Origin of the sequence: Paenibacillus sp. UNC451MF (assembly GCF_000686845.1) — a bacterium.
Classification (GTDB): Bacteria; Bacillota; Bacilli; order Paenibacillales; family NBRC-103111; genus Paenibacillus_S.
The window spans coordinates 182354-200344 of record NZ_JMLS01000002.1 but is presented as its reverse complement, the minus strand read 5'-3'; the positions used below and the strand labels follow the sequence as shown (position 1 = coordinate 200344).

20 protein-coding genes are annotated in these 17991 nt (G+C 48.9%); 15 read left to right on the top strand and 5 right to left on the bottom strand.

Annotated elements, in window-relative coordinates; genetic code table 11:
- The first annotated feature begins 1 nt into the window (after position 1).
- The 10 genes from BP97_RS35190 (at position 2) to BP97_RS0104060 (ending at position 10886) form a co-directional block, all read left to right on the top strand.
- Positions 2 to 1612, top strand: a complete 1611-nt coding sequence (locus BP97_RS35190) for a type 2 periplasmic-binding domain-containing protein (RefSeq protein WP_051620348.1) — start codon at positions 2 to 4, stop codon at positions 1610 to 1612.
- Positions 1613 to 1634: 22 nt separating this feature from the next.
- On the top strand, positions 1635 to 2618 hold the full coding sequence (locus tag BP97_RS0104100) for a Gfo/Idh/MocA family protein (protein ID WP_028547963.1): 984 nt from the start codon (positions 1635 to 1637) through the stop codon (positions 2616 to 2618).
- Positions 2615 to 3607, top strand: coding sequence for a Gfo/Idh/MocA family protein (locus BP97_RS0104095; RefSeq protein WP_231506210.1), 993 nt, complete (start codon positions 2615 to 2617; stop codon positions 3605 to 3607). The genes BP97_RS0104100 and BP97_RS0104095 overlap by 4 nt, the downstream gene beginning before the upstream one ends.
- Before the next feature lie 57 nt (positions 3608 to 3664).
- Positions 3665 to 5341, top strand: a complete 1677-nt coding sequence (locus BP97_RS0104090) for an alkaline phosphatase family protein (protein WP_028547961.1) — start codon at positions 3665 to 3667, stop codon at positions 5339 to 5341.
- Positions 5338 to 6234 carry a Cof-type HAD-IIB family hydrolase gene (locus BP97_RS0104085; protein ID WP_028547960.1) on the top strand — a complete coding sequence of 299 codons (897 nt, stop codon included), beginning with the start codon at positions 5338 to 5340 and terminating at the stop codon, positions 6232 to 6234. The genes BP97_RS0104090 and BP97_RS0104085 overlap by 4 nt, the downstream gene beginning before the upstream one ends.
- Before the next feature lie 270 nt (positions 6235 to 6504).
- The gene (locus BP97_RS0104080) at positions 6505 to 7272 is read left to right on the top strand and encodes an IclR family transcriptional regulator (protein ID WP_028547959.1); all 768 of its coding nucleotides are present in this window, start codon (positions 6505 to 6507) and stop codon (positions 7270 to 7272) included.
- Positions 7273 to 7355: 83 nt separating this feature from the next.
- A complete protein-coding gene (locus BP97_RS35185; RefSeq protein ID WP_051620347.1) occupies positions 7356 to 8273 on the top strand; it encodes a fumarylacetoacetate hydrolase family protein in 918 nt (305 codons plus the stop codon).
- Positions 8245 to 9705 carry an alpha-ketoglutaric semialdehyde dehydrogenase GucD gene (gucD, locus tag BP97_RS0104070; protein ID WP_036745470.1) on the top strand — a complete coding sequence of 487 codons (1461 nt, stop codon included), beginning with the start codon at positions 8245 to 8247 and terminating at the stop codon, positions 9703 to 9705. The genes BP97_RS35185 and gucD overlap by 29 nt, the downstream gene beginning before the upstream one ends.
- 103 nt (positions 9706 to 9808) lie before the next feature.
- On the top strand, positions 9809 to 10276 hold the full coding sequence (locus BP97_RS0104065; protein ID WP_028547957.1) for a hypothetical protein: 468 nt from the start codon (positions 9809 to 9811) through the stop codon (positions 10274 to 10276).
- A 1-nt stretch (position 10277) separates the two neighbouring features.
- Positions 10278 to 10886, top strand: coding sequence for a hypothetical protein (locus BP97_RS0104060; protein ID WP_028547956.1), 609 nt, complete (start codon positions 10278 to 10280; stop codon positions 10884 to 10886).
- A gap of 15 nt (positions 10887 to 10901) precedes the next feature.
- Here BP97_RS0104060 and BP97_RS0104055 read toward each other — a convergent pair whose 3' ends face one another.
- Entirely contained in the window at positions 10902 to 11120 is a 219-nt protein-coding gene (locus tag BP97_RS0104055) for a hypothetical protein (protein WP_028547955.1), read from the bottom strand.
- A gap of 249 nt (positions 11121 to 11369) precedes the next feature.
- Here BP97_RS0104055 and BP97_RS0104050 point away from each other — a divergent pair, with 249 nt between their 5' ends.
- The gene (locus BP97_RS0104050; protein ID WP_231506209.1) at positions 11370 to 11594 is read left to right on the top strand and encodes a hypothetical protein; all 225 of its coding nucleotides are present in this window, start codon (positions 11370 to 11372) and stop codon (positions 11592 to 11594) included.
- Positions 11595 to 11802: 208 nt separating this feature from the next.
- On the opposite strand, the gene BP97_RS0104045 is transcribed toward BP97_RS0104050, so the two are convergent.
- Together BP97_RS0104045 and BP97_RS0104040 are read right to left on the bottom strand one after the other, a co-directional pair.
- Positions 11803 to 12429: an FMN-dependent NADH-azoreductase gene (locus BP97_RS0104045; protein WP_028547953.1), complete on the bottom strand. Its 627-nt coding sequence runs from the start codon at positions 12427 to 12429 to the stop codon at positions 11803 to 11805.
- 206 nt (positions 12430 to 12635) lie between these two features.
- A complete protein-coding gene (locus BP97_RS0104040; RefSeq protein ID WP_028547952.1) occupies positions 12636 to 12899 on the bottom strand; it encodes a hypothetical protein in 264 nt (87 codons plus the stop codon).
- Positions 12900 to 13133: 234 nt separating this feature from the next.
- On the opposite strand from BP97_RS0104040, the gene BP97_RS0104035 reads away from it, so the two are divergent.
- Positions 13134 to 13799, top strand: a complete 666-nt coding sequence (locus tag BP97_RS0104035; RefSeq protein WP_028547951.1) for a tetratricopeptide repeat protein — start codon at positions 13134 to 13136, stop codon at positions 13797 to 13799.
- A gap of 40 nt (positions 13800 to 13839) precedes the next feature.
- On the opposite strand, the gene thiO is transcribed toward BP97_RS0104035, so the two are convergent.
- Both thiO and BP97_RS0104025 read right to left on the bottom strand, forming a co-directional pair.
- On the bottom strand, positions 13840 to 14955 hold the full coding sequence (gene thiO / locus BP97_RS0104030) for a glycine oxidase ThiO (protein WP_036745468.1): 1116 nt from the start codon (positions 14953 to 14955) through the stop codon (positions 13840 to 13842).
- Positions 14952 to 15590 carry a thiamine phosphate synthase gene (locus tag BP97_RS0104025; protein ID WP_028547949.1) on the bottom strand — a complete coding sequence of 213 codons (639 nt, stop codon included), beginning with the start codon at positions 15588 to 15590 and terminating at the stop codon, positions 14952 to 14954. Before BP97_RS0104025 ends, thiO begins: the two co-directional genes overlap by 4 nt.
- 176 nt (positions 15591 to 15766) lie before the next feature.
- Here BP97_RS0104025 and thiD point away from each other — a divergent pair, with 176 nt between their 5' ends.
- From thiD to BP97_RS0104010, 3 genes are all read left to right on the top strand, one after another.
- Positions 15767 to 16600, top strand: coding sequence for a bifunctional hydroxymethylpyrimidine kinase/phosphomethylpyrimidine kinase (gene thiD, locus BP97_RS0104020; protein ID WP_028547948.1), 834 nt, complete (start codon positions 15767 to 15769; stop codon positions 16598 to 16600).
- Between the two features lie 119 nt (positions 16601 to 16719).
- Complete coding sequence (locus BP97_RS0104015) at positions 16720 to 17157, top strand: DUF86 domain-containing protein (protein ID WP_028547947.1); 438 nt, start codon at positions 16720 to 16722, stop codon at positions 17155 to 17157.
- 168 nt (positions 17158 to 17325) lie between these two features.
- Positions 17326 to 17958 (top strand): helix-turn-helix transcriptional regulator, encoded by a 633-nt coding sequence (locus tag BP97_RS0104010; RefSeq protein WP_028547946.1) that lies wholly within the window; start codon positions 17326 to 17328, stop codon positions 17956 to 17958.
- The last annotated feature ends 33 nt before the right edge of the window (positions 17959 to 17991 follow it).

The window sequence follows — 17991 nt, the reverse complement described above, 5'->3', positions numbered from 1 at the left end:
GATGAAGCAAGTGAACAAACCGGTAACTTACGCTCTTATCGCGTCAATGATGGCGGTAACCGCGTTGGCGGGCTGCAGCGGAAAGACAGATGGAGGAACAGCCAAGGGGAACGAGCAGTCAAGCAGTGGCAGCGCTCAAGGAGGTAGTGTAACACCGGACGCGAACAAGAAGTTTAAAATTTCCGTTGCCCTGTCTTCCGTTGTTCCAGTCGATAAGGATGGGGAAATGCTGAAGCAGTACAGTGAAAAGTTCAATACCGACTACGATGTGTGGAACATTGAATCGAACAAGTGGGATGAAATTTTGAATCTTAAATTCGCTTCCGGCGAAATTCCTGACGAGCTGTTCGTTAAAGGCTTCACAGGCTTGCAAAAGTATACGAAGCAGGATTTGCTCGCGGAGATTCCGGTCGACATGATTAAGAAAAATGCACCTTCCCTTTATAAAGAAGTCAATGAAACTACAGTGCCTGGAGGGCTGAAATACGGGAAAATCGACGGCAAGCTATACGGCATTCCTATTTCGAATGCGGTGCGCAACCGTAAGCCGATCGTATGGAGAGGCGACTGGCTCAAAAATGTCGGCATCGACAAAGCGCCAGAGACATTAGAGGAATTCGAGCAGGCGATGTACAAGTTCGCCAATGAGGACCCGGACAAGAACGGTAAAAAAGATACTTATGGTCTATCTCAGACCGGTATGCAGGCTGTGTATGGTGCATTTGGTTATATTCCTGAGTTTTGGCAGGAGAAGGACGGCAAGCTGGTCTATGCTTCCGTACAGCCGGAGATGAAGCAGGCATTGACGATGCTGAGCAAATGGTACAAGGACAAGGTACTTGATCCTGAATTTATTACAGGAGAAAATCAGGGCGGCTATTATGCCTTCTCGCATGCGTTCTTCAATGGAAGGATCGGCTTTACGAGCATCGGTGAATATTATACTTGGAAGCCCATCTTATATCCGGGCGACTCCAAGTCAGAAAATTATATCGAAATGAAGAAAATCAATCCGCAAGCGACTGAGGCGATCGTACACGGGGTTCCGCCTAAAGGACCTGCCGGAAAAATGGGTGTAAGCGCTCCGAATGAAGTTAACGGCAACTTTATCGGTTTTGGCAAGCAGTTGGAAAAGGATCCTGAGAAAATGGCCAAAGCGCTGCAAAACCTGGAAGCTATGAACAAAACGTATGAAGATTACTTAAACAGTATTTTCGGGATTAAAGGCAAGGATTGGGATTATAACAAGGAGAATGGGTTCCCGGGATTTATTAATGGTGCAGACGCCAAGACTCTATCTAAAGCCGGCGTTATGATGAATCCTTTCGAATTCAAGGAATATACGATCAAGCGTGCACAGCCAAGGTTCGATTGGGCTGAGAAAAATAAGTACAACGTCGGAGGCATCTCGAATGCATTGCTCTCTCCGCTGGCGTCAGACGGCAAATATAAAGAGGAATTGAAGAAAATCGAGCAGGAAGCCTACATAAGTATTATTACTGGCGATAAGCCGATCGCGTACTTTGATGAATTCGTCTCGAAATGGAAAAAATCCGGCGGCGAGCAGCTGGAAAAAGAAGCAAACGAATGGTATGCGAGCCTGAAGAAATAGCTGGAGCTAAGGAGGAAACGACATGATTCGGATTGGTTTGGTGGGAGCCGGAACAATGGGGAATACCCATAACCGGGCATACCGGCAAGTAAACGGCGCAAGCATTACGGCTGTTTGCGATATAGATGAGGAAAAAGCGGGACGCATTGCGCAAGGCTGGGATGTGCCTGTATATGCATCTCTCGAAGAGATGCTGGCTAGCGGTAAGGTTGACGCCGTCGATATTTGCTTGCCGACCGATTTGCACCGGCAGGCGGTTGAGCTTGCTGCATCGTATGGAAAGCACGTGTTCTGTGAAAAGCCTATCTCTACGACCGAAGATGATGCTCGTGCAATGATCGAAGCTTGTCGTCAGGCCGGTGTAACGCTGATGGTGGGACATGTCGTCCGGTTTTTTCCGGAATATCGTGCGGCACGGCAGCAGCTGTTATCGGGCAAGCTTGGTAAGCCAGGGGTTGTGCGTACTATTCGTTCTGGCGCATTCCCTGTTTGGATGCCGTGGTATTCCGATTACAGCCGCAGCGGAGGGCCACTGCTGGATCTGGCTATTCACGATTTTGACTTTTTGCGTTGGTGCTTCGGGCCGGTTCGGCGGGTGTTCAGCCGCCAAACGACGGCGGAGCGTCTTGATCATACGCTGACACTAGTGCGCTTTGAGAGCGGAGTGATGGCGCATGTAGAGGCTAGCTGGGCCTATCCGCCCGGCTCGCCGTTCCAGACCGCGATAGAAATTGCGGGAACGAAAGGGCTTGTACAGTTCGATAAAGAGAAATCTTATTCGGTTGTTAAATTTGGCGGAACCAAGGAACAGACCGCAGTGCCGGACAGCCCTTTGGAGAAAAGCCCCTATGCACTGGAGCTGGAGCATTTTGTGGAATGTATCGTAAACAGAACGGAGCCTCTGACCTCTGGAGAAGAGGCGCTGTCCTCGCTTAGAATCGGGCTGGCAGCCATGGAATCGGTCCGCACGCAACAATCGATAGAAATGGAGAATGAGCGCATATGAACAACATACGTCTAGGGGTTATCAGCTTCTCCCATATGCATGGATACAGTTACACTAGGGCTTTACTTGAGCAGCCGGGAACCGAGCTGGTTGGCGTCTACGATGAGAGCGAAGAGCGCGGTAAAGCAGCGGCGGAGCAGTTTCAAACTTCGTTTTATAACGACTACACTCAGCTGCTGAGCAAAATAGACGGTGTGTTGATTTGCTCGGATAACATCAAGCATTTTCCGTATGCAAAAGCGGCAGCGGAAGCAGGGGTGCATATACTGGTAGAAAAGCCGATTACAACGGTGGGAAGCGAAGCTCGCGAGCTCATCGACCTATGCGAACGCAAGCAAGTGAGTCTGCAGACGGCGTTTCCGGTCCGATTGAACTCGTCTGTGAGGAAAGTGAAGAAGCAGATTGAGGATGGAGAAATTGGTGAAGTTGTAGCCATTGCAGCGACCAATCACGGTAAAATGCCCGGTGGTTGGTTCGTTGATCCCGAGCTTTCCGGCGGTGGTTCGGTCCTTGATCATACGGTGCACGTAGCGGATATTATGCGCTGGCTCTTAAAGAGCGAGGTGCAGGAAGTATATGCTGAGGTGGACACGCTGCTGCATGACATCCCTGTAGATGATTGCGGATTGCTATCAATGAAGTTCGATAACGGTGTCATCGCAACGCTTGATACGAGCTGGTCGCGGCCGTCGACCTTCTCCACATGGGGAGATGTGACGATGCGCATTGTCGGCACGAAGGGCGTAATCCACCTGGACGCCTTCGCGCAAGCAGGCAGTCTGTGGGAGAGCGATAGTCCGACGACACACAAAGTTGTTGGTTGGGGGGACAGCTCCAATGGGGCGCTGGCAGCCGAGTTCATTCACAGCATCGGTGAAAGGCGTAAGCCAACCATTAGCGGAGAGGATGGGCTTCGGGCGGCAGAGGTAGCCTGGGCCGCTTATGAATCGGCTAAATCCGGACAGCCCGTGCAAGTAAAGCATTATTAGGTCGTAGCGCTATAAGTGTGAAATAGAGATGAATATAAGCAGTGGAGGAATGCAATCATGGCTATGAACCCTTTGCAATTGCCCAATCATGTCATTTATATCAATTGGGATGGCTTTGCTTATGCATGGTATCAGCTTGTGCAGGAACGCTACGGCGGAATGCCCAACCTTGATGCGCTTGTGAAGGAGGGGGTACTCTGTACCCAAGCAGGAACGGGGATTCCTTCGATTACCGGGGCGATGCAGCAATGCATCGCCTCAGGCGCATGGCCTGAAGATACAGGCAATTGCCATCGATATTATGATGTGCCTAGCAATAAGGTTATCCAATTCGCCAGACAGAACCGGCTGGAAAATATTGCGGAAGCTGCATTGCGCAACGGAGTGAGCTTGGCTGCCGTGAACGCATGGTATTTCGAGAACCGAGGGACATTCGAAGGGAATCGGGAACAGCCGTATATTCGCAAAGAGCTCCCCAGCAACTTTGGTCAGCGGGTGGACGAGATGATTAAGATCATTCTTGGAGAGCCTGTTATTTCCGGAAGCGAAACGTTGACGTTCCGTGAAATGCCGAGATTTTTGTCCGTGTATGCGGACGATATCGATACAGTTGCCCATAACGGGCGGGTAACGTACGAGGGCTTGACGGTGGCTGCTACGCTTCCACAGTGGTACGACAACATTGCCCAAACCATTCTGAGAATGGATAAGGATTTGGGCAGACTGCTGGAAGCGTTGAAGGATCGTGGTTTGTTCGAGCGGACTACGATAGTTCTGACCACGGATCATGGCATGGTCCCTTACGGGGCGAAGAATAAAGCGCTGAAGGCCGCTCCACCGCCGGAAGCATTCAGCTGTTTGCCGGATTTGATCGATACAATAGCCGAATGCGGCCGCAAGTTCAAGGGAGAGCGCTTTAAGGTGGAGGCACTCTGTCAGGAAGGAATGCAGGCCCAAGAGGATACAGACATTGTTGTTACCGTCGTCACTCTGCAGGCCCAAATCAATGTCCGGTTTCCTGCTGGACACGAGGTTTTCGAAGAAATTGTATCACAGGTGATGAGGAAACCGTATTACGGTACCCATTTGCATAAGGAAGAACTGCTTCGACGTGGAGCTATGACAGGCTTTGCGGATCTGGTTATTTCACCTCAGCCGCCGTTTCATTTTAGTTGGGACGGTATGGATGTGCCGAAAGCAGTCGGTGCCAACCACGATTCACTGCATAAGCAGGTGCATCATATTATCACAATGCTGTCAGGTGCCAACATTCAAAAGGGCATGACCTATAACGAGCAGGTCTGGATGGTAGATATTGCGCCAACCATCGCAAGACTACTCGGATTCGAAGGGCCGAAGGATGCGGTAGGAGCTGTGCTGGATGATCTTTTGGCTGAGGAGCTGCGCGGACCTGTAGTGGCATGGTCTACTCCGTCTGCGGAGGGAGAACGGGTTGTGTCTGGAATTACGGTGCCTCTTGCCATGCTGCGAGTAAATGGGCAGAAAGCAGGGAGCTCAGACGAGAAAGGACTCTTTACCCTGAAGGGTGAGCTTCTTACCCACTCAAATCGTTGGGTTGTTGAGGTGGAAGCTAGTGGTAGAATCACCCGCAAAATCTTTTACTTTCAAAATGTAAGCACAGTTGAACATCAGGGTAGCCAGAACGATGCGAACCAACATCCTTTTGTATGGTCGGAAATTGCTGCAAGTGCCGATAAGGGCGTGGACCCATGAAGCTTATTGCAATCGATATGGACGGGACGCTGCTGACCAAGAGGCTGGAGATTACACCCGCAAACCTGCGTGCGATTCAGCTAGCCCAGGAACAGCATATCACGGTCGTTATAGCTACGGGGCGGCCATATGCTTGGGCCCAGAGGAAGCTTGCGGAGGCGGGCCTTCAGTGCCCGATCATAGGGTCTAACGGGGCGGAGCTCTTCAGCCTGGGCGGAGAGAGGCTGTCTACGCATCCGCTATCAGGAGAGCAGTTTGCAATCCTTCAGGAGCTGCTGGAGCAGGAGAAATTGTATTATGAAGTGTACACGAATCGGGGCATTTTTACGGAGAACCCGGATGGAGCCATTGCTCTAAGAATGACCGATATTCGTTCATCGGAGCCGCATTTATCGGAGGCTGCCATACGTGCTAAGGCAGAGGAGAGGTTTGCTAGGAGCACGATCATTCCGGTAAGAAGCTATTCGGATGTAACGAATAAATCTTCGCGGACGCCGGACATGTCGGACCGCGTTGAAACCTACAAGCTGCTGACCTGCTCCTACGATAGAGAAAGGCTGCTGCGATGTAAGACGGCGTTGCAAAGCAATAAGGCGTTGGCCATTAGCTCATCAGCAGCTAATAATCTGGAAATAACGAATATAGCTGCGCAAAAAGGGTATGCTTTGCAGCGGTTGGCTCAGCATATGGGTATTGAGTTATGCGAGACGGCAGCCATTGGAGATAATCATAATGACCTGCAGATGCTGCAAATGGCGGGTGTGGCTATCGCAATGGGCAATGCGCATGAAAGCATTAAGAGCGTGTGCCATCACACGACGCTTTCCCATGAAGAGAGCGGTGTAGCTCATGCGATCGAGCACTTCTGCCTTAGTCGCACATCTGGGGCATAGTAGAAGGATCATAGGGCCGTTGGGTAGTGCGCCGGTAACAACAGCGGACAGAAATTAGCTCCTCCACTTGATATTATACAGATCTCTCATTTTCATAGATCTCGACAAACTTGAACGCCGTAAGGCGTTCATTTCTTTTTAATCTGTTCATAAATTTACAGTTGTACATTCATGACAACTGCATTATAGTGAAAGTAACATCCAGTATTTGAAAACAAAGTACTATAATGTAAAACGAAAATGATCCACAACGTGCGAAGGAGCTTACCGATGCCGATTATTCAGTCATTAGACAGAGCACTGCGAATCCTCGACTTATTCGATGAACAGGAGAGCGAGTTGAAAATTACCGAAATTAGCCGCAAGATGGATCTGCACAAAAGCACCGTTCATTCCTTATTGAAAACGCTTCAGGAGCATCGGTACATCGAGCAGAATCCAGAAACCGGGAAGTATCGACTCGGAATGAAGCTGTTGGAACGCGGGCACCTGCTGCTCCAGCATCTCGATATCCGTGCGGTAGCACGTGCTGAGCTATTGGAGTTGGCTTCCGCGACGGGTCAAACCTCTCACTTGGTCATACAAGAAGGCAGGGAAGGCGTATACATAGATAAGGTTGAGGGACCTAGAGCGGTCATCCGCTATTCGCGTATTGGCAGACGGATTCCTTTGCATTGCAGCTCCGTAGGAAAAGTGCTGGCAGCGTTCATGCCGCAAGCTGAACTAGAGCGGCTGCTTCAAGGTTATGATTTTACGGTACATACTTCTAGGACAATAACGGATAAAGCTTCATTTATCCAAGAACTGGAGCAGGTAAGAAGAGACAGCTACGCTATGGATGATCAGGAGAATGAGCCTGGCGTTCGCTGTGTGGCGGTACCGATTCGCAACCACACAGGGCAGGTAATCGCTGCAGTAAGCATATCCACGCTTATATCCAATGTAAACGACGCGGAGCTGCAAGCTTTCATTCCGGTACTGAAAAGTTCCGGTGAGCGCATTTCCAACCAAATGGGCTTCGGGATGGTCAAGGTTTAAGAAAGAGAACTCATGAAGTCTCTTTTTTAAATATATTTTTGAGAACCTTGTTTTATATTATAAAACAATTGGAGGCGATCATCTTGAGAATCATTCGTTATCTGGATCAGGGAAAAGCAGTAATGGCGGCCGTAACAGAGGAGGGAAGCGTATACCCGCTGGAGTTTCATGACTTATTCGAGCTTATACAGACTGCAGACAAGGAAGGAATAACCGCTTCAGGCTGGCTGGAGCGGGAGCTGCCTCATTTGGTTGCAATCAGCGCCAATATGGAAACGCTTCATCTTCTTGCGCCGATTGTAGCACCTGAGGTGTGGGCAGCGGGGGTTACCTATGAGAGAAGCCGTCAAGCTCGGAACTATGAAGCGACCGGCGGCAAGCTGGATGCATCTACTTTTTACGATAAAGTGTATGATGCGGAACGACCCGAGCTGTTCTTTAAATCGACGGCGGCACGAACGGTAGGACCCGGCGGAGTCTTATGCTTGCGCAGCGATTCGACTTGGCAAATTCCAGAGCCGGAGCTTGGACTTGTGATCGACAAGTCGGGACGGATTATTGGATATACGATAGGCAACGATATGAGCTGCCGAGATATCGAGGGGGAGAACCCGCTCTATTTGCCTCAAGCCAAAATGTGGCGCAAATCCTGCTCAATAGGCCCGGCTATCCGGCTTGCGGACACAGTAGCCGATCCTTATGCTCTGGATATTGTGTGCCGTATCTATCGCTCAGGGCACAAGGTCGTGGAGGGTACAGCCAGCACGGGACAGCTGAAGCGGAAGCTGGAGGAGCTGGTATCGTTCCTGACCCGTGACAACGATATTTTCGATGGAACCGTGCTTCTGACCGGCACATGCATTGTGCCTCCTAATGAGTTTACTTTGCTTGATGGAGATCGTATTGAAATCGGAATTAGCGGTATCGGTATGCTGATCAATGATGTGAAGAATCAGGAAAGGATGAGTGATGATGACAATCAACAATCGCACGTTTCTTAATTATATCGGAGGGCAGTGGCTAGCTTCGGTATCAGGCGAGACGGAAGGAAGCATCAATCCGGCTAACCGTCACGAAACGGTAGGATTTATACAAAAATCAGTGCAGGCCGACCTAGATCATGCTGCAGCAGCAGCCAAGCAGGCAAGCCGCTCCTGGGGGCGACTGTCAGGCGCGGCAAGAGGAGAATACTTGTATAAGGTAGCAAACGCACTGGAACGGCGATTGGATGAAGTCGCCGAGATGATGACTCGCGAGATGGGCAAGACATTTCCGGAGGCCAAGGGGGAGACTGCACGTGGAGTAGCGATTCTCCGTTACTATGCGGGAGAAGGTATGCGCAAGGTGGGGGACGTTATTCCGTCTACGGATAGCGAGGGATTGATGTTTACCACACGCGCTCCTCTCGGCGTCGTAGGTGTCATTACGCCATGGAACTTCCCAGTAGCGATTCCAGTATGGAAGATGGCTCCTGCCCTAATCTACGGCAATTCTGTCGTGTTCAAGCCTGCTCAGGAAACAGCTGTAACGGCTGCCCTAGTCATGGAGTGCTTTCATGAAGCAGGTATGCCAGCGGGGGTCATCAATATGGTTACAGGTAGAGGGACCGTGATTGGGCAGGGGATCATCGATCACCCGGACATTCAGGCTATCACCTTCACGGGCTCCGACCAGGTTGGCAAGCAGGTTGGCTTAGGTGCTCTGAAGAGAGGCGCCAAATACCAGCTGGAGATGGGCGGAAAAAATCCGGTCATTGTTGCAGCCGATGCCGACCTGGATTTGGCGGTGGAAGCTACAATCAGCGGCGGGCTTCGTTCTACAGGTCAAAAATGTACAGCCACAAGCCGCGTCATTGTTCATAGCGAAGTGTATGAAGCTTTTAAGCAGAAGCTGTTGGAAAAGGTCAATGCCATACGATTAGGCAGCGGATTGGACGGAAGTACTTGGATGGGACCTTGCGCAAGCCAATCGCAGCTGGATACGGTATTAGGCTATATTGAGCAAGGGAAGCAGGAAGGCGCGGTGCTGCTCTGCGGAGGCAAGAAGCCTTCAACAGCAGATTTACAGGATGGCTTCTATGTGGAACCGACGGTATTCGATGGGGTTACCCGTCAAATGGCTATAGCGCAGGAGGAAATATTCGGGCCTGTACTTGCATTAATGAAAGTGGATTCCTTGGAGGAAGCGATTGAACTGGCTAACGATGTGAAATTCGGTTTAAGTGCCTCCATTTTCACCAGGGATATCGGCAGCATGCTTTCATTTATCCGGGAGATGGATGCGGGTTTGGTACGTGTGAATGCGGAGTCCGCGGGGGTAGAATTGCAGGCGCCATTTGGCGGCATGAAGCAGTCCAGCTCGCATTCTAGAGAGCAGGGGCAGGCAGCTATTGAATTTTTCACCTCGATTAAAACCGTCTTTGTCAAAGGATAGTAGTTCCGCACTGTGAAACAGGTGCATTCCGTTTGCAACCTTTTACTGGAAAAAGTCGTCTGATCCTGTAAGTCACAATTTCCAGCCAGAGGGGATGCTACTATTGAGAAGGATGATGCGAATTATCGAATGGATGCTGCTCTCTGTTCTGATTGTGCAGGTTATTATGGTAACGCTGGTTCCTCTTGCTAATCTGAACCGACTTAGCGATGACGTTCGGAAAGCGAAGAAGCAAGGGAGCTTTTTCGAAGGAAGCCCTGAGATTCAAACCTATTTCGGCAAAAAGATACGATTGAATGGGGTGCTATACGACGGAGACGGAGAATTATCCGTTTATATGACCGGTACAGGGAAGACGCCAAGCAAGCTGCCAAATCGGGTGCAGGTTCAAACGGATAGCGGATTTTTGTTGGATCAGCGCGGTTCGAGCAGTTCGAATCATTCGTTCCGATCTGATGGGGATTATTTGTTCAGTAATGTGCCGCAAGGAATTCGCAGCGTTCGAATTTTTAACGAAGCCTATGGAGAATCCTTTAGCTTTACGATCCCTCTGACAAGGGGGGAGCGTTGAGATGATGGGGCAATTCATACAGCTGTATAGAGGGCACCTACTTCGCTGGTTTATTATTTTAGCGGCAGCACTCTTCTTGTTTCGAATCCATTATTCCGCTAATCCCTGGACTCCTGAGGGAGTCGTGTCGGAAGCGCTGCTTGGTATGGAAATGCCGCCTGCGCAGATTCATACGATGATAGAAAGTGGAGACGGGAATTACGCTGTATTGTTATATGATGAAGAACATGGTTTATTTCATCAAATGTATATGTCCCGCTCATTAGGACTCTTCTGGGAAAATAGAGGCGGAGGTTTTGGCAGCGAGTTGAAGCCGGATACGCTGCTCAGCTTCAAAATGGGGATGTCCACATTGAAACAGCGCCGTCACTATTGTTTTATGGGGCAGGTGCGTGATCCGAATGTGACCCGCTTGCGTGTCGTTTGGCCGGACGGGTTGGAGCAGATGACGGAGCCGCGTGACCACTTATATATGGTAACTCGAGCCTACTCTGTGAAAGATCCAGCAAGCGAGAATGCTTGGGATAGTAAGCTTTACGCTTATGATAGCAGCGGGAAACAGCTGTATGAGCTGACCTCGCAGAACACTGAGGTAATGAGGCAACCATAGCCAGGTCTTAAGCTATTAAGCTCCGGAACGTAAAATGGAACCGTCGCTGCTCTGCAGTGTGCGGTTCCATTTATGTTTGTGCTTACGTTGAAGCTTATCTTTTTTCTCTGCTAAGGTAGGTGTTTTTCGTTCAACCGGTACGATACCGTTCCAATGAAGTCTTTGCATCTCTGGATTCAAGCCGCCTTCGCGTACGATCCGGCATCGGTTTTTCTTTGCTTTGCTCTGTGCCATATAGGCACCTCCTTCTAGAAATATACTTACTCCATTATTATAACCGATAAGATCGAGTTTGTGATACTATGACAGTTTTGAAACAAAATGCAGAATCGGTTGTTTTCCCCACGGTGATTTGTTAACCTTAGTAAAGATTCAAGTTTTATTTATTCGGATTCGGGAGTGAGCAAGTTGTCTTACGATAATATATATTGGCTTATTTTGAGTGCCGCCTTCGTTTTTCCCCTTCTGCTAGGAATTTTGTTTATGATAAAGACGAAGAAGATGCTCGTATCGTTTCTAGTTTCCCTTGTCATTAATCTGGCGATAACCGTACCGGCTTGCATTTGGTGGGCCTCGTTGTTCGAAGGCTTCTCCCGTATGTTTGGATTGTTCGGCTTCGGAGTCACTTTTGGCAATACAGAGGTTTTGCTGCTCTTCGCACTGTTTATAATGAGAAAGAAAACAATAAATCCCGAAACCGTTCAGTAATCAAATTGTAACAGGTTATTCATCTGGCTTTAATGTTGGGCGGTTATAATAGAACTCGACCCCCTTTTTAATATAAAACACTTGACGGTCCGCAATCCAAGCGATTGTGGACCTTTTTCTGTCTAAACATAGATCTGCTAATGACAAAAAATACCCTTAACCTCTCAAAAGGAGAGATGAAGGGTATTTTTATTACCGAATGCTTAAATTAGAATGCTGCTGCTGCGTTAGCTGCATTTTTTACGCCTTCGCTGATAATAGCTTCTGCTTTGTCAGGGAATTGGTTGTGGCCTTCAACTACTACAGTAGTCACGTCTTGAATGCCCATGAAGTTCATCATTGTTTTTGCATAGTTCAAGGACATTTCGAGAGCTGCCATAGGACCTTCGGAATATACACCGCCGCGAGCGTTCAAGAGAGCAACTTTTTTGTTAGGTTGCAAGCCTTGAGGGCCGTTAGCTGTATAGGCGAAAGTTTTGCCAGCTTGAAGAATGTAGAAGAAGTAAGTCAACAATTGAGCAGGAACGGTGAAGTTCCACAATGGGAAGGCAAATACCACTTTGTCTGCAGCAAGGAATTGCTCCAGGTATTTGTTAACGTTAGTTGCTTTTTGTTGCTCAACTGCAGTCAATTCGAAGCCTTTGCCTTGCTTGAACAGGCCTGTCAATGTGTCCACATCGTAATAAGGAAGCTCTTCTGCGAACAAGTCCAGCTCAACGATGGAATCTTGCGGGTGAGTTTCTTTATAAGTGGAGAGAAAAGAATCGTACAGTTTAACCGTAGCGGATTGCTCGGCAGGACGACCATTAGCTTTTACAAAAAGTACAGTAGACATGAATTATTCCTCCTTGAAGTTAATAAGCAAAGTGTTATAAGTAAGTATGATATGAATTAATAAATATCTTACATTATGTAAGTATAATAAATTATGTACTTACTTTTGTCAAGTGACTTGTAATTATTGTTTATATATGTTTGAACAAAAAAAGAGAGCAGGAACACGAGTTCCGCTCTCTTTCACTCCAACTTAACTTACTGCGTTTATTTTTTTGGCTGAAGGAACAGCTGGAGCTTCTTCTCTCGGGCTTCCCAACGAAAATTCGCGATAAAGAAGCCGACAATGCCCATCACAACAATTCGGATATAAATCCAAGATGTCGTAACCGTCTGCTGAGTTAGCCATTCTGTGAGTGTAAATAACGCGGCCAAAGACAGTCCCCAAGCCAAAATGCCAAAATACATTACATATTTGCCTTTCCCCATGGTTCTTGTTTTGCGCCATTTATTAGCTTGCGTCTCATTCATTTAAGCTGATCCCCCCGGATTGTGCTACATAGTAGCCCGATAACATAATGATAAACTTCATTGATTTTCGCGATGCATGAAGTAAAGTCCTTCCCGTACGCAAATTGTTCACATCTTATATGTAAAGTATACCAATTTTTGGCTCAATATTCTTGGATAGGGATCGAATATCTGCCAGATCGCAAAATATGGTACAATAGATGGGAAAAATAGACAACGAAAGGGTACGGTGGAATGAGCAAGCTTTTATTATTTGTAGCATTAACCTGGCTGACGGGAAGTCCGATTATTGCACTTATTGTGCTGCTTATTATTTTTTACGCATTGGAGCGCCGGTTTATTGGACTGACACCGAGTATCTTTAAGCCAATTCAGAGGGCTAGAAGACTGTCCAAGCTGCGTCAGGAGCTAAGAATGAATCCGCATCAGACCTCCGCGAAGCTGGATGTAGCACGACTTTTAATAGAGCGTAATCAATATCGTGAAGCAGCCGAGCTGCTGGAGCAAATCAGGGCAGTTATGGAGGATTCCGCCGATGTGAGAGCGGAGCTTGGCGTGTGTAAGCTGAAGCTTGGTCACTTGGAGGAGGGAGAGAAACTGCTGTTAGAGGCAATAGAAATGAATCCTCGGGTTAAATACGGAGAGCCGTATTTAAGACTGGCTGAGGCCTGGGCAGATAGAGAGCCGGGGAAAGCGATTCACTATTTGGAGACGTTCGGTTCAGTCAATTCTTCCTCATGTGAGGCTTATTATCGGTTAGGCCAGCTGTACACCCGTTTGGGGCAAAAAGAAGAAGCCCGCAGAGCGTACCGTGAAACGGTTGAGCTGTACCGCGGACTTCCGAAATATAGACGGCGTTTTGAACGCCGATGGGCGATGCTGGCAAGATTAAAAGGCTGAATAATATATATGAAGTTCAATGATTACTGAAGTTCAATGATTACTCTACTGTGGCAAAAATACGATCCGGAGCGAATGCTGTCAAATCCATATCTGGCTGTTGTCCCAATACTAGCTGACGAACCAGCTTACCGGTACCAGGAGCAAGCAAGATCCCGTTCCTATAATGACCGGTGGAGAAGATCAGGCCGGGGAGCTTGGACGAAATGCCGAGGTAAGGAAGACCGTCCCGGGTTCCCGGACGCAGACCGGCCCAGGTGCTTACGAGCTCCGCTTGTTCCAAGGCTGGAAGCAGTGTTGCCGCTTTGGCATGCAGCGCGCTTACCGCTGATACATGACACCGCTTATCGAATCCTGCTTCTTCCTGGGTCGCGCCAATGAGCATCGTTCCGTCCTGCTTCGGTACAATGTATCCGCCCTTGGTGAATATCGTCTTCTTGATGATGGGGGCGGTTGTTTTAACGGAAATGCATTGCCCTTTTGACGGAAACATCGGAAGACGGAAGCCTAGCGGTTCGGTTAAAGCGTTGCTCCATGCTCCCGCGCATACAATGACCTGATCGGCATACAGCTCTCCTTCAGAGGTTCTCACTCCGACAACGCGGCCGCTTCGCTCGATAAGGTTAAATACCGGAGTCCATTCACGAATATCACAGCCTTGCTTATGCAGGGCTGCTTGGAGTGTCTTGGCTAGGTACACCGGATGTACCTGATGATCTTTGGCAAAATACATACCTCCACGAACATTCGAGGCGATGGCGGGCTCCCACTCCCGCATGGCTTCGGCTTCCATCCATTCTGCGTCTTGGATCCACGCAAGTCTGCTTTTCAGCTCCACCTCGTCTTCCTCGTTCCAAGCAATGCGGAGAATGCCTTGATTTATATATTGCGGAGAAACTCCTCCGCTTAACTGTTCCAGTTCGTCTGCCCATCCGCGGTATAGCAGCTGGCTGAGACGGCACAGCTCATAGAAAGCGCCAGGCTGGTGAATCTCTACCTGTGCTCCCAGCATGCCTGCTGCAGCAGTGGAAGCCTCCTGAAGCAAAGCACCCTTATCAATGATTGTGCATTGCACTCCTGCACGAATCAGATCCAGTGCGATTGTACTGCCAATAATGCCTCCCCCGACGATAATAGCTGTGGGCGTGCTGTTCAATGAAATCCACTCCTAGGTATATGATGGGTACGATCGATCGCTTCTCGAAAGCGAAGGATTTGCGCTGCCGGGTCAGAATGAAGAAGAACCGATGAAAGCATTGCAACGCCTGCGCACCCTGTAGATAGTACTTCTCCGACGTTATCGGGCTCGATGCCACCGATGGCAATGACAGGTATCGTACAAGCAGCTACAACCTCTGCTAATACCTTCACGCCGCGGGGCGCAAGACCAGGCTTAGAATTCGACTCGTAGATATGTCCGAACAGAACGTAATCGGCTCCTTGTCCGGCTGCTTGCACCGCTTCCTCTACCGAATGAACGGAACAACCGATGCGTACAGTAGCGGGTAATATACGGCGGCTATCATTAAGGCTCAAACTGTTATAAGCAAGCTGAACACCCTGAGCCTGCACGGCTAGAGCCGCGTCGAGGCGGTCGTTTATGTAAACCTCACTTGCTTGAAGCAAGGGCTTAAGCTGGGTATACCATTCTGTAATTTCTCGGGCACTGCTCGTTTTTTCTCGAATATGCAGCACATCGATGCCTTCTGTCGGGCAATGCCGCAGGATATCGGCAACTTCGCTTACTGTCTGCTTGCCTGTTGTCATGACATGCAGTGCATGCTTTCTCATTGTAATGCTCCCTCAAAATTTTCTTCTTTTCATCATAACGCAGCCCTTCTATACCGTCAAAGCGTTTGCCCAAGTTGTCATAAAAATATCAATAACTAGGAACTTGACGCTGGGAAAGCGGATAGATACACTTATTGAAGAAAGAAAGGCTGGTACGTGGATAAGGAGGAGCCATAATGGATAAAGTCTACAAAGCGCTAACGATTGCTGGCTCGGATAGCGGCGGGGGCGCAGGGATTCAAGCGGACCTGAAAACGTTTCAGATGCTGGACGTATACGGCATGTCCGCAATTACCGCAGTAACGGCACAAAATACGTTAGGTGTGCACGGCATTTATGATATTCCTCTTGAGGGTATAGAGAAGCAGCTGGAAGCCGTAATCGCCGATATTGGCGTTGATGCGGCGAAGACAGGCATGCTGTCACAGCCCGAAGTGATCGAGCTGGTAGCGTCTCAAATAAAGAAGCACGGAATAAGCCGGCTCGTTGTCGATCCGGTTATGATTGCCAAAGGCGGAGCTAGCTTACTGGCGCAAAGCGCCCAACACGCGCTGCGGACACTTCTGCTTCCTGTAGCAGCGGTCGTAACCCCTAACATTCCTGAAGCCGAGGTAATTACAGGGCTTCAGATTACGACCTTAGATGAGATGAAGGAAGCGGCCATTCGCTTGGTGCAGCAGTTCGGAGCCGGAGCAGCCGTAGTGAAGGGCGGTCACAGTACAGGAGAGCCTGTCGATGTTCTTTATGACGGAGAGCAGTTCCACCTGTTTACAGCCGAACGGTATGAGACACGGCATACGCATGGTACGGGCTGTACCTTTTCCGCGGTCATTACCGCGGAGCTTGCCAAAGGCAACAGCCTGTTGGAAGCGGTGCAAACAGCCAAACGTTTTATTACACTGGCCATTCGCGAAGAGCTGGGTATTGGAGCCGGTCATGGACCGACCAATCACTGGGCGTACAGCAGAAGTATGCAAGCTGATGCGGACAAGCAGAAGAAGGAGCAATAAAAAAGATGAGTTATGAATACTTAATGCAGGCAGTTCTGCTAATTGTTTTACTAATCCTCTCCTTTCCGGCGATCATGCTGTGGTCCAAATGGAGAAATAAGAAACGGAGATAAACAGCTATGTACTACGTAAATCATGAACAAATCAACGTCCGCCTTCAATTTTTGCCGACGCTTACGCAAGCGTGTGCCGAGCTTACAGAGCAATGGGAGCACAAGCAACCATCGGAACAGCTGCTGCTTCACTTGGCTCAAGAGAGAATCCTTCATCTGGCTATTGAAACCGTGACCGACATCGGCAGTTTGCTGATCGATGCCTTTATGATGAGAGATGCGAGCAGCTACGAGGACATTGTTGAGGTTCTGGCCGGAGAGCGAGTTTTTGACGAAGGAACGGCTTCTGTTTTTAAGCGTCTGGTTCAACTGCGCAGGCCATTGGCCCAAGATTTTGCCACTTACCCTCGGGAGTCGCTGCATCCTCTTATTGCAGAGCTTCCGGCAGTATTGAGATCTTTCGCTGAGATGGTACCTGCTTTTATCAGCCGCGAAATGGTATAAATCCGGGTATCCCTTGAATCTCCATAAATAGGCTTTTTGATACATTTTAGTATACTAATTTACTTATGCTCGTATTTCGTATACAATTGAATGTATTAGATAGCTTTTTATAGGTATCAAGGAGCAGATCCAGATTCCCATACTTGCAAGGAAAGGCGGTGAGACCGGATGAACCAAGAACAAGATGTATCGACGCGCAAAGTCATACTGACGATGCTTAAGACAAGTGGGGCTTTAACTGTTAGTGAAATGGCCAAACAGCTGGGCATTACAGAGATGGCAGTGCGGAGACATTTGAACACGATGGAGCGGGACGGTCTGATCGAGGCTAAGCTGGTGCGGCAGGCTATGGGCCGGCCAACTAATTTATACTCCTTGACGGAGATTGCCGACGATCTCTTTCCGAAGAAGTATCATCATTTAACGCTTGATTTATTAAGCGAGCTGGTGGAAGAAGCTGGTGAAGGCAAAGTGGACTTGCTGTTTGAGAAACGCAAGGAGAGACTGATCAGCCGTTACGAGGGCCAAGTCAATGGGAAGCCACTGCCTGAACGTGTTAAGACGCTTGCTGAAATTCAAAATTCCAACGGGTACATGGTCGATTGGACCGAGGGCGAGGATGGTCAGTTCGTCATAAATGAACATAATTGTCCCATTTCTCAGGTTGCCAACCAGTACAATCATGCCTGCCAATGTGAATTGAAGATGTTCGAAACCTTGCTGGATGCTGATGTTCAGCGTGTAGAATGTTTGGTCAAAGGCGGCAACAAGTGCTCGTATGTCATACAGCCCAAAAACTAAAACCATCTTTTCGCTTACTGTGTAAGCGCAGAG